Below are 13611 nucleotides of genomic sequence, written 5' to 3'. Positions count from 1 at the left end.
TGTGCCACCATGCCGCAGGGCAAAGTGATATCAAAATGCTATTTATGTGTATGCCATCGCGGAATTCACCAGTAAGTGCTTGAAGTGCTTGTAACTTGCGCTGGGCTCGGTACAATGTCGCCGCCCGCCACCTAGGCGGGTTTCGTTATGGTGGCCCTGTCGGTCCCCCCGCAACGATCAGCCGTGAACCCGGTCAGGCCCGGAAGGGAGCAGCCGCAGCGGTGACGTCGTGTGCCGGGGTGTGGCTGGCGGGGCCACCTCCATTTTCGGGGGGCGCTTTTCCTAGCCACAATTCCCCGTGTACGCCTTCCACCTCCCCCCTTTTTGCCTTCGGGCTCGTCTGATTTTTCCCTACGGCATAGCCGACCTCTCTGTTCCTGTCGAACGAACCAGCAGCCGCACGTCGCCCTTGGCCCGCATTGTTTTCCGTCATCCATTGGCACTTGGGTGCCATGTCGGATTTTTCTTATATTGATTAAACAGGCGCTTTTAAGGTGCCGTTTTTCAGGCTCTTCCATTAGATTAGGCAGCCGAGAAAGTTGGCTGTTGTATCGAGTTATCGTCGTTTGTGAGGTTGCCTTGAAAAAGATCAAGATCGTTCTGGCGGATGATCACGCAGTCGTATTGATGGGAGTCCGTGGGATTCTGGAACGTCATCCGCAATATCAAGTGGCATGTGAGGTGCGAACTTCTGGTGAGCTGGTCGAGGCATTGCGACGGGAACATTTCGATATCGCGATCATCGACTTCAGCATGCCTGGGGACGAAGTCTACGGGGACGGTGTGCGCTTCATCGGCTACCTGGTGCGTAACTTCCCCGAGGTGAGGTTCCTGGTCTTCACCATGCTGTCCAACCGCCTGGTGCTGGACCGCCTGTGCGAGCTCGGGGTGCAGGGCGTGGTGCGCAAGGACGCGGGCATGGCCCAGTTGCTGTCGGCCCTGGACGCCCTGTGCAAGGGCCGCCGGGTGCTCAACCCCTGCACCGGCGACGGCGGCGACCTGCACAGCCGCCTGACCTCGCTCTCGGTCAAGGAATACGAGGTGTTGCGACTGTTCGTCTCAGGCTTGCGCGTGTGTGAAATCGCGCGCCTGCTGCGGCGCAGCGACAAGACCATCAGCGCGCAGAAGGCATCGGCCAAGCGCCGTCTCGGCGTGAGCACGGACCAGGAGCTGCTGGCCTGCTGCCTCGAGAAGCATTTCTTCGACTGATAGCCAACGAGCTTCGACCACCTGGAAAAAGCGGGCCCATGCGGCCCGCTTTTTTATTTCCGTTTTTCATCCGTGGCGGTGATTTGGCAGTTCGGTTTTCAGAATGGGTTAAGAATTTTCCGATGGTGTATCGGAATTTATCGGCTTGGGTTGATTCGGGAAAATCCTAATTATTGCCGGTGATTAATTTTTAATGCTTGCCCACCACTGAAAAGGAATTCCCGAGTTTTCTATTGGATGGCCCGGGCTGGATATTACATGGCACTGGGACAATTCCTTTTCGAGTCATCCCGTGTTCACGAAATTGAAGAAACAGCCTTATCAGGCGGGAGCTCACATGGCCGCGATTCAACTGATTGCGAAAAGTTCGGGGCAGGTTACCGATGTCAGCGGCAAGAACCTGTTGTCGCTGGCGCACCCCTGCGTGGTGAAGATCGCGGCCGCGCCTGACAGCATCCAGTCCATCGGCCGAAATGGCGACAGCCTGGTGATCCGTTTGAAGAACGGCGAAGTCATCAATATTGACAATTTCTTCCAGGCCGTGAACGGCGTGCGCCACGACCTGGTGCTGGAGGCCCCCGGCGGCGAACTGTGGCTGGCGGACCAGAACGAGCCCTGGGTGACCACCGAACTGGACTCCATCGAGCAACTGTTGGCGGAACGCAGCGACGACACGTACGCCGTCTTCGGCGTGCTGCCGCTTGCCGGCCTCGGCGCCCTGGGTGTCGGCGGCCTGGCCGCAGCGGCGGGGGGCGGTGGTGGCGGCGGTGGCTCGGACGGCGGCACCGCTACCACCGTCGCCGATGAGAGCGGCAACTGGGCATTCCCGGAAAATACGCTGGAAAACAGCGAGAGCGGCAGCATCACCGAGCCCCCGGGTAATGTCGGCCCGCCGATCGTGACCGAGCCGACTGATGTAATTGCGCCGGAGCCGCCGGTCGTGACTGAGAACAACGGCAATGGTCTGAGCGGCACCGGCGAGCCGGAAGGCATCGTCACTGTCGAGCTGCCGGATGGCAGCACCGTGACCACCGTCGTCGATGAAAACGGCAATTGGGGATTCCCGGAGAACCCGCTGGAGAACGGTGAGTCCGGCAGCATCACCATCACCGATCCCTCGGGCAACGTCAGCCCGCCGACTGTGACCGAACCGGCCGACGTGATCGCTCCGGAACCGCCGGTCATCACCGACAACAACGGCGACGGTCTGAGCGGCACCGGCGAGCCGGAAGGTATCGTCACCGTGGAACTGCCGGATGGCAGCACCGTGACCACCGTCGTCGACGAAAACGGCAATTGGGAGTTCCCGGAAAACCCGCTGGAAAACGGCGAGTCCGGAAGCATCACCGTCACCGATCCCTCGGGCAACGTCAGCCCGCCGACTGTGACCGAACCGGCCGACGTGATCGCCCCGGAGCCGCCAGTCATCACCGACAACAACGGCGACGGTCTGAGCGGCACCGGCGAGCCGGAAGGTATCGTCACCGTGGAACTGCCAGACGGCAGCACCGTGACCACCGTCGTCGATGAAAACGGTAATTGGGAGTTCCCGGAAAACCCGCTGGAGAACGGCGAGAGCGGCAGCATCACCATCACCGACCCCTCGGGCAACGTCAGCCCGCCGACTACTACCGAACCGGCCGACGTGATCGCCCCGGAGCCGCCGGTCATCACCGACAACAATGGCGATGGTCTGAGCGGCACTGGCGAGCCGGAAGGCATCGTCACCGTCGAGCTGCCGGATGGCAGCACCGTGACCACCGTCGTCGACGAAAACGGTAATTGGGAGTTCCCGGAAAACCCGCTGGAGAACGGCGAGTCCGGCAACATCACCATCACCGATCCCTCAGGCAACGTCAGCCCGCCGACTACTACCGAACCGGCCGACGTCATTGCACCGGAACCGCCGGTCATCACCGACAACAATGGCGATGGCCTGAGCGGCACTGGCGAGCCGGAAGGCATCGTCACTGTCGAGCTGCCGGATGGCAGCACCGTCACGACCGTCGTCGATGAAAACGGCAACTGGGAGTTCCCGGAAAACCCGCTGGAAAACGGCGAGTCCGGCAGCATCACCATCACCGACCCCTCGGGCAACGTCAGTCCGCCAACCATCACCGAGCCCGCGGATACGTCCGCCCCCGATATCTCCCAGGCCGAGGCGGGCCTCAGCCTGATCGACGATGTCGGCGCCATCACCGGGCCTATCGCCCAGGGTGGCCATACCGACGACGACCAACCCGAGTTCAAGGGCCAACTGGTCGGCGGCGATGCCGTGCTGGTGAACATCTACGACAACGGCGAACTGATCGGCAGCAGCCTGGTCGCCGCCGACGGCAGCTGGAGCTTCATTCCCACCCAGCCGCTGGCCGATGGCGAGCACAGCCTGCAGGCCAGCGCGATGGATGCCGCCGGCAATGTCAGTGCGATGCTGCCGGCCGACGGCTGGCGCTTCACCGTCGACACCCTTGCGCCCGTCGAGCTGCCGGAGGAGGGCGGCTCGCTGAGCCTGCTCGACGACGTCGGCAGCGTCACCGGCGAGATCGTCCGCGGTGGCGTGACCGATGATGCCAGGCCGACTTTCGGTGGCAGCGGCGCACCGGCCGACATCGTCAGCGTGAACGTCTACGACAACGGCGTGCTGATCGGCAGCGCCAGCGTCAGCGATGGCCAGTGGAGCTTCGAGCCGGCGCTGCCGCTGCTGGCCGGCGAGCACAACTTCCAGGCCGCGCTGGTGGATGCCGCCGGCAACGAAGGGCCGAAGAGCGCCGACTGGCCCTTCAGCCTCAAGCTGACGCCGCCGGCGGCGCCCTCCATCGAGCACGTCATCGACGACCAGGCGCCGATCACCAGCGGTCACCTGCAGCCGGGCGCGCAGACCGACGACCGCAGCCCGACCGTCAAGGGCACCGCCGAGGCGGGCACCGTGGTGCACCTGTACGTCAATGGCAGCGAGGTCGGCAGCGTCGCCACCGACGCCGAGGGCAACTGGTCGATCGACCTGGCCGACCTCGGCGCCGACGGCCTGAAGACCCTGACCGCCAAGGCCGTGGATTCGGCCGGGCAGTGGAGCCCGGCCACCGGCGGCTTCGACATCCTCCTCGACACCAGCGCGCCGGCCACCCCGGACGCGCCGAGCGCCCTGGACAACGTCGGCGCCGTCACTGGCCCCATCAGCGGCGGCGTGACCGACGACAGCACCCCGACCTTCGGCGGCAGCGCCGAGCCGGGCGCCACCGTCACCATCAAGGATCGCGACAACGTGCTGGGCACCGCCATCGTCGACGGCGACGGCAACTGGAGCTTCACCCCGGCCGAGGCGCTGGGGGAGGGCGAGCACAGCATCAGCACAGTGGTCACCGATGCCGCCGGCAACGCCAGCGAGCCCAGCGATGCGCTGGTGCTGGTGGTCGACACCCGGCCGCTGCAGGTCAGCGTGGCCAAGGCGCTGGACGATGCCGGCAGCCTGACCGCCGAGCTGGGCAACGGCGCGGTGACCGACGACCGCACGCCGACCCTGGTGGGCAGCGCCACCGCCGGCGCCCTGGTCACCGTCATGGACGGCGCCAGCGTGCTCGGCTCGGTCGTGGCCGATGCCGCCGGCGCCTGGAGCCTGGAACTGCCGGCGCAGGCCGATGGCAGCTACCTCTACAGCGTCACCGCCAGCAACGGCGCCAACAGCGCCAGCACCCGCTTCGAACTGACCATCGACGGCAGCGCGCCGGAGAAGCCCGGCGCGATCCTCGCCGCCGACAACCAGGGCGACGTCACCGGCCCGATCGACAACGGCGTGACCGATGACAGCACCCCGACCTTCAGCGGCAGCGCCGAGCCGGGCAGCGTCATCACCATCAAGGACGGCGACGAGGTGCTGGGCACTGCCACGGTCGACGGCGATGGCAACTGGAGCTTCACCCCGGCGCAACCGCTCACCGACGGCGAGCACGCCATCAGCGTGAGCGCCAGCGACGCGGCCGGCAACGTCAGCGAGCCGAGCGACGTGCTGACGATCGTGGTCGACACCAGCGACGTGATGGTCAGCATCGAGGCCGCCATCGACGACGTGGGTGAGCCCCAGAGCCTGAGCAACGCCGCGCTGACCAACGACACCACCCCGACCCTGGTCGGCAAGACCCTCGCCGACGCGCTAGTGGTCATTTCCGAAGACGGTGTCGAGATCGGCAGCGTCAGCGCCGATGCCGAGGGCAACTGGAGCTTCCAGCTGCCGGAGCAGGCCGATGGCGAACACAGCTACAGCGCCAGCGTCTCCAATGGTGCCAACAGCGGCAGCGCCGAATTCAGCCTGACCATCGACGGCACCGCGCCGGCGCCTGCGGAGCTGGTGCTGGCCATTGACGACCAGGGCCTGGTCCGCGGCCCGATCGCCGCCGGCGGTGTCACCGACGACGCCCTGCCGATGTTCTCCGGCAGGACCGAGGCCGGCGCCATCGTCACTCTCTTCGATGGCGCCGAGGTGCTGGGCAGCGTCACCGCCGACGCCAATGGCGACTGGAGCTTCACCCCGGCCCAGCCGCTGGCCGATGGCGAGCACAGCATCCGCGCGCAGGTCGCCGATGCCGCCGGCAACACCAGCGAGCCCGGCCCGGCGCTGGCGTTCAGCGTCGACACCGCGCCGGTCAGCGTCAGCGTGATCAAGGCTAGCGACAACGTCGGCGCCAAGCAGGGCGACCTGGCCGACAAGGCGCTCACCGACGACAACCGCCCGAGCCTGGCCGGCACCGCCAGCGCCGGCGCCATCGTCAGCATCCTCGACGGTTCGACGCTGCTCGGCTCGGTGCTCGCCGACGCCGCCGGCCAGTGGAGCCTGGAGCTGCCGGAGCAGGCGGACGGCAACCATGTCTACGACATCCTGGCCACCGCCGCCAACGGCAACGAGGCCAGCACCCGCTTCGAACTGACCATCGACACCCAGGCCCCGGACGCCCCGGCGCTGGTCGTGGTGACCGACAACGTCGGCACGCAGCAGGGCGCCCTGGAGGCGGGCGCCGCCAGCGACGACAGCGCCGCGGTGATCAGCGGCAGCGGCGCCAACCCCGGCGACCTCATCACCATCCACGACAACGGCAGCCCGATCGGCAGCGCCATCGTCGACGCCGACGGCAACTGGAGCTACAAGCCGGAAACCCCGCTGGCCGAAGGCGAGCACGCGATCAGCGCCTCGGCCACCGACGCCGCCGGCAACGAAAGCACGCAGGGCCCAGCGCTGAGCTTCGTGGTCGACACCACCGCGCCGGGCGCGATCACCGACCTGGAATTGCTCGACGACGTGGAAGGCGGCGCCTTCGGCCGCATCGCCCAGGACGAGCCGAGCAACGACGCCACGCCGACCTACAGCGGCCATGTCGAGGGCGGCGCCGTGCTGGTGCGCATCTATGACAACGGCGAGCTGATCGGCTCGGCGAGCGTGGACGAAGCCGGCAACTGGCGCTTCGAGCCGCAGACGCCGCTGGCCGATGGCGCGCACAGCTTCCAGGCCGAGGCCCTGGACGCCGCCGGCAACCTCGGCCCGCGCAGCGAGGCCTGGGATTTCGTGGTCGACACCGCGCTGCCCGAAACGCCGCGCATCACCCGTGTGCAGGATGACTTCGGGTCTCAGCAGGGCGACCTCGACAAGGGCGCCAGCACCGACGACGCCAGCCTGAGCCTCAGCGGCACCGGCAGCGCCGGCGCCACCTTATTCCTCTACGTGCGCCTCAGCGATGACCCGCAGGCGCCCAGCGAACTGCTGGGCTCCACCGTCATCGACGCCAACGGCGAGTGGAGCCTGGCCAGCGGCGATCTCGCCCAGTTCGGCGGCGACGGCATGAAATACTTCTGGGCCAGCTCGCAAAGCCCCTCGGGGCAGATGAACGAGGCGCCCAGCGAGGACTTCCCGGTCGAGCTGCACACCGCGCTGCCGGAAGCCCCGCAACTGCTGGCGCTGCAGACCGAGGCCTTCACCAGCCAGGTCTGCGGCAACCTGACCAGCGACGCCACGCCGAGCATTTCCGGCAGCGGCGCGCCGGGCTCGCTGGTGCTGGTCTACGACAACGGCGAGGCGCTCGGCTCGGCGCTGGTGGACGAGACCGGCAACTGGAGCTTCACCCCGCAAGAGCCGCTGGCCGACGGCCCGCACGCGCTCACCGCGACCCTCACCGACGCGGTGGGCAACGTCACCGAGCCCAGCGCGCCCTGGCTGTTCGTGATCGATACCCTGGCGCCGAACGTCGGCCTGGACATCAACACCGCCGAGCAACTGGCCGGGCAGACCGAGCCGGGGGCGATCGTCACGGTGATCGACAAGGCCGGCGAGGCGCACAGCGTCACCGCCGACCAGAACGGCCGCTGGAGCCTGCAGCCCAACCCGCTGGGCCTGGGCGAGGACGGCAGCATTTCGGTGGCGGACGCGGCGGGCAACCAATCGCAGCCCATCGTCATCCAGGGCGACGTGCTGGCCAGCTACGACCTCACGCGCTACACCAGCCAGGTCAACACCACCGAGGCCGGCCCGCAGGCCAACCCCAGCGTCACCACCCTGGCCGACGGCAGGATAGTGGTGGTCTGGCAGGGCGGCGACACCGGCAGCAACAATGCCGAGGTGTTCATGCAACTGTTCGCGGCCGATGGCGTGACGCGCATCGGCAGCGAGCAGCAGGTCAACCAGCGCAGCAGCTACAACCAGGACAGCCCGCAGGTGGTGGCCCTGGCCGACGGCGGCTACCTGGTGGTCTGGGAGTCCTGGCTGGCCGGCCCGGACACCAGCAACGACGGCATCATGGCGCGCCGCTACGGCGCCGATGGCAGCCCGCTGACCGACGAATTCGCCGTCAACCAGCTGACCGCCGGCGGCCAGCTGTCGGTTTCCGTGGTGGCGCACCCGGGCGGCGGCTACACCATCTCCTGGATCAGCGACCCCGATGGCGGTTCCACCGACAGGATCGTCCAGCGCAGCTTCGATGCCGACGACCAGCCGCTCGGCGGTGACGTGGTGGTGGGCAGCGGCACCGGCTATGGCGCCGAGGGCGCGCCGGCCATGGCGGCGTTCGTCGATGCCGCGCACCAGGGCATGTACGTCACCGTATGGAGCGGCCGCAACGGCCCGGGCGACAGCTCCGGCACCGGCGTCATCGGCCAGCTCCACGCGGCCGACGGCACCCCGCTGGGCGGCAACTTCCAGGTCAACGCCGGCACCGGCAACAACCAGGATTACCCGGACGTGATCACCCTCAAGGACGGCAGCTTCGTGGTGATCTGGGAGGGCAACCCGCCGGGCAGCACCGGCTTCGACGTCTACATGGCGCACTACAGCGTCGACCCGGCCACCGGCGCCGTGCAGCAGATCGGCCCGGGCGACGTGCGCGTCAACACCGGCATCGCCGGCGACCAGTACAAGCCCACCGCAGTGGCGCTGGACGACGGCGGCTACCTGGTCATCTGGGGTTCGGCCGGCGGCGACGGCAGCGGCTCGGCGATCTTCGCCCAGCGCTACGACGCCCAGGGCCACAAGCTGGGCCGCGAGTTCCTGGTCAACCCGACCACCGAGGGCAACCAGGGCTGGGCCGGCGACAACGTCGACATGAAGAACCTGCTGGACGCCACCCTGATGGCCGACGGCAGCGTCTACGTGACCTGGCAGAGCGACAAGGCCGACAACAGCAGCTGGGGCATCGAGGCCACGGTGATCGACATCGACGCCGGCTACTACTCCGAATTCCGCGTCAACGGCACCCTCGGCGGCGCCCAGGACCATTCGGCCACCGCGAGCCTGCCCAATGGCGGCTTCGTGGTGGTCTGGGAGTCGGCCTCGGGCGATGGTTCCAACGACTGCGTCATGGCCCAGCTGTTCGACGCCACCGGCATGCCGCTGGGCGGCGAGTTCGTGGTCAACACCAGCACCGGCGACTTCCAGGGCAAGCCGGCGGTGGCGGTGCTGGCCGACGGCAGCTTCGTGGTCAGCTGGACCAGCTACGCCGGCGGCAGCGACGCGATCATGCAGCAGAAGTTCGGCTACACCTACGACCTCGACGGCAACATCAGCGGCGCGCAGCTCCAGGGCGGCGAGTCCAGGGTCAACGTCAGCGATGCCGACAGCCAGCGCTATTCCAGCATCACCGCGCTGGAAGACGGCGGCTACATGCTCACCTGGAAGTCCTGGGAGGGCGGCGGCTGGCGCATCTACGCCCGCCAGTACGACGCCGACGGCTCGCCGGCCAGCGGCGACCTGCTGGTCAGCGACACCCACTACACCAGCGACATCATCGGCGCCTCCATCAGCACCCTGGCCGATGGCCGCGCGGTGTTCGCCTATGCTCGCAACGTCGGCGGCGGCGACGCCTACTTCCGCATCTACGATCCGCAGACCCAGAGCTTCGGCCCGGAGCTGGTCGCCAACCAGACCACCGCCAACAGCCAGGCCTCGCCCAGCGTGTCGATGCTGGCCAACGGCAACTTCATCGTCACTTGGGATTCCAACGACCACAGCGGCCCCGACCAGTACGGCTACGGCGTCTGGGGGCGGATCTTCGATACCGCCGGCACGCCGCTGGGCAACGAGTTCCTGCTCAGCACCAGCACCGTGGGTGACCAGGCCATGCCGGTGGTGGTGCCGCGCGCGGACGGCAGCTTCGTCGTGGTCTACCAGTCGGCCACCGACGCGGCGCCGGGTGCCGGTACCTGGGGCATCTACGCGCAGTACTTCGACGCCGCCGGCAACAAGGTCGGCCAGGAGCTGCACATCAACCAGTTGGTCAGCGGCGACCAGACTCAGGTCGACGCCACCTTCCTCGACAGCGGCAAGCTGTTCGTCAGCTGGACCGACAATGGCGTCGGCGATGGCAGCGGCAGCGCCATCAAGGGCAGCCTGGTGGACCTCGACGAAACCCTCGGGCTGATTCCGCCGCCGCCGCTGGGCGAGGGCGCCACCGGCCTCGACTACGTGCCGGCCAGCCCGCCGCAGATCAGCGTGCTCAGCGTCGGCCTGGACACCAACAGCGCCGAGCGCCTGGGCGGGCGCACCGAGCCGGGGGCGACCGTCAGCGTGGTCGACGCCGAGGGTGTCAGCCACACGGTGGTCGCCGACGAGTACGGCCGCTGGGACTTCTACCCCAACCCGCTGGCCCAGGGCGAGCAGGGCAGCCTGTCGGCCCATGACGGGGCCGGCCACCAGGCGCCGGCGGTGGCCATCCAGGGCGCGGCCCTGGCCGACTACCAGCTGGACCGCCACACCGTGGAAGTGAACAGCACCGAGGCCGGCCCGCAGACCAACCCGAGCGCGGCGACCCTGGCCGATGGCCGGATCATCGTGGTCTGGCAGAGCGGCACCGGCACCGACGTGTTCATGCAGCTGTTCGAGGCCGACGGGGTGACCCGCGTCGGCAGCGAACAGCAGGTCAACCAGCGCAACAGCGGCGACCAGGACGGCCCGCAGGTGGTGGCCCTGGCCGATGGCGGCTACCTGGTGGTCTGGGAGTCCTACCAGGCGGGCCCGGACTACAGTGGCGACGGCATCATGGCGCGCCGCTATGGCACCGATGGCACGCCGCTGACCGACGAATTCCTGGTCAACGTGGCTACCCCGGGCGACCAGCGCCACCCCAGCGCCGTGGCGCACCCGGACGGCGGCTACACCATCAACTGGACGAGCAACCCCGACTCCGGCTCCACCGACCTGGTGGTGCAGCGCACCTTCGATGCCGACAACCAGCCACTCACCGGCGATGTGCTGGTGGGCAGCGGGCAGGCCTATGGCGCCGAGGGCGCTCCAGCCATGGCGGTGTTCGGCGATGCCGCGCACCGGGGCATGTACGTGACCGTGTGGACCGGCCGCAACGGCCCGGGCGATGCCTCCGGCACCGGCGTCATCGGCCAGCTCTACGCGGCCGACGGCACCGCGCTGGGCGGCAACTTCCAGGTCAACACCGGCGCCGGCAACGACCAGAACAACCCGGACGTGATCGTCCTCAAGGACGGCAGCTTCGTGGTGGTCTGGGAGGGTAACCCGCCGGGCAGCAGCGGCTTCGACGTCTACATGGCGCACTACAGCGTCGACCCGGCCACCGGCGCCGTGCAGCAGATCGGCATGGGCGATGTGCGCGTCAACACCGGCATCGCCGGCGACCAGTACAAGCCCACCGCGGTGGCGCTGGACGACGGCGGCTACCTGGTCATCTGGGGGGCGGCCGGCGGCGACGGCAGCGGTTCGGCGGTCTTCGCCCAGCGCTACGACGCCCAGGGCAACAAGCTGGGCCGCGAGTTCCTGGTCAACCCGACCACCGATGGCAACCAGGCTTCGAACGAGGCCGGCTCGAACGTGCTGGATGCCACCCTGATGGCCGACGGCAACGTCTACGTGACCTGGCAGAGCGACAAGTCCGACAGCAGCGGCTGGGGCATCGAGGGCACGGTGATCGATATCGACGCCGGCTACTTCTCCGAGTTCCGCGTCAACGGCACCCTGGGCGGCGCCCAGGACCATTCGGCCACCGCGAGCCTGCCCAACGGCGGCTTCATCGTCGTCTGGGAATCGGCCACGGGCGATGATTCCAACGACTGCATCATGGCCCAGCTGTTCGATGCCGCCGGCATGCCGGTGGGCGGCGAGTTCGTGGTCAACGCCACGACCGGCGACTTCCAGGGCAAGCCGGCGGTGGCGGTGCTGGCCGACGGCAGCTTCGTGGTCAACTGGACCAGCTACGCCGGCGGCAACGATGCGATCATGCAGCAGAAGTTCGGCTACACCTACGACCTCGACGGCAACATCAGCGGCGCGCAGCCCCAGGGCGGCGAGTCCATGGTCAACGTCAACGACGTCGGCCAGCAGCGCTTCTCCAGCATCACCGCGCTGGAGGACGGCGGCTACATCGTCAGCTGGAGCGCCAACACCAGCGGCACCAGTGGCAAGTGGCAGATATTCATGCGCCAGTACGCCGCCGATGGCTCGCCGGTGGGCGGCGACCGGCTGGTGGGCGACGCCACCTACCACACCACGGCGGGGCCGGACGCGGCGTCCCTGGCGACCCTGCTGGACGGCACCGTGGTGATCGCCTACAACCGCGACATCGGCGGCGCAGCGGGGGTGGAATCCTTCTTCCGCCTCTACGATCCGGCGACCGGGCTGCTGGGCGAGGAAATCCGCGCCAACCAGACCTCGGCCAACAAGCAGTCCTCGCCGGCGGTGTCGAGGCTGGCCAACGGCAACTTCATCGTCACCTGGGATTCCAACGACCACAGCGGCCCGGACCAGTCCGGCACCAGCACCTGGGGGCGCATCTTCGACGCCACCGGCGCGGCGCTGGGCAGCGAGTTCCTGGTGTCCAACAGCACCACCGGCGACCAGTCCGAGCCCATGGTGGTGGCCCGCGAGGGCGGCGGCTTCGTGGTGGTCTACGTGTCGCGCAGCGAGGCGGCGCCAGGCTCCGGCAGCTATGGCGTGTACGCCCAGTTCTTCGACGATGCCGGGCGCAAGGTCGGCCAGGAGCTGCACATCAACCAGCTGGTGAGCGGCGACCAGATGCAGGTCGACGCCACCTTCCTCGACAGCGGCAAGCTGTTCGTCAGCTGGACCGACAATGGCGTCGGCGATGGCAACGGCAGCGCCATCAAGGGCCGCCTGGTGGATCTGGACGAGACCCTCGGGCTGGCCCCGGCGGTGGCCGAGGGCGGCGCCACCCACGTCGACTACCTGCCGGTCTCCGACGCCGTGGGCACTGCCGCCGACGACATGCTCGACGCCCGCGGCTACACCACCGCCAGCGGCGGCGAGGGCAACGACGTCATCCTCATCGACGGCACCGGCTTCGCCCACATCGACGGCGGCGCCGGCTACGACATCCTGGTCTGGGCCTCACGCAATACGCTGGACCTGGGCCAGGTCGCCGACAAGCTGGAGGGCATCGAGGCCATCCGCCTGAGCGAAGGGCTGAGCCAGTCGCTGACGCTGAGCCTGGCCGACCTGCTGAAGGTCACCGAGCCCGACGGCGAGGCCCGGCACAGCCTGAGGATCACCGGCGACAGTGGCCAGAACGGCGTGGTCGACAGCGTCGACATCGACCTCGCGGACTGGGTGCGGCAGGCGCAGCAGGTCACCGAGGGCGCCGTCACCTACGACGTCTACACCTCGAAGAGCGCGTCCTATGCGCACCTGCTGATCCAGGAGGGCCTGTACGTGGTCTGAGCGTCCTGGCGCCGGGGGCGGCTGCTCCCGGCGCACTGGCTCCCTCCTGCGGCGCGAACCTCGTTCGCGCCGTTTTTCATTGCGGCCGGCGCGCCGGCCCGAGTCCGAAAAGCAGCGGGCGGCTTGAGGGATTTCCTAAAAGCCCGCTCCGGGCGGCGAAGTTCCTACGGCTTTAGGGAGTTTCCTAACCCATGCGCCGGCCCGCTGCTCTAGTCTGCCCGCGGTTCGTG

At 68.0% G+C, this 13611-nt stretch carries 2 protein-coding genes and 1 other RNA gene; all 3 read left to right on the top strand.

All coding sequences use genetic code 11. The features are described from left to right. The first annotated feature begins 157 nt into the window (after positions 1-157). The 3 genes from ffs to M8R19_RS03575 all read left to right on the top strand — a co-directional run bounded on the left by ffs (position 158) and on the right by M8R19_RS03575 (position 13381). Positions 158-254, top strand: an RNA gene (gene ffs / locus M8R19_RS03585) — signal recognition particle sRNA small type. Between the two features lie 193 nt (positions 255-447). Beyond that, a complete protein-coding gene (locus M8R19_RS03580; protein ID WP_307660539.1) occupies positions 448-1209 on the top strand; it encodes a response regulator in 762 nt (253 codons plus the stop codon). Positions 1210-1546: 337 nt separating this feature from the next. Beyond that, positions 1547-13381, top strand: a complete 11835-nt coding sequence (locus M8R19_RS03575; protein ID WP_249917043.1) for an Ig-like domain-containing protein — start codon at positions 1547-1549, stop codon at positions 13379-13381. Positions 13382-13611: the final 230 nt, after the last annotated feature.

The sequence above is a fragment of the Pseudomonas sp. R3.Fl genome, from assembly GCF_023516765.1.
Lineage (GTDB): Bacteria > Pseudomonadota > Gammaproteobacteria > Pseudomonadales > Pseudomonadaceae > Pseudomonas > Pseudomonas citronellolis.
The sequence above is the reverse complement of the archived record's forward strand: the minus strand, read 5'-3'. Positions and strand labels throughout refer to the sequence as shown.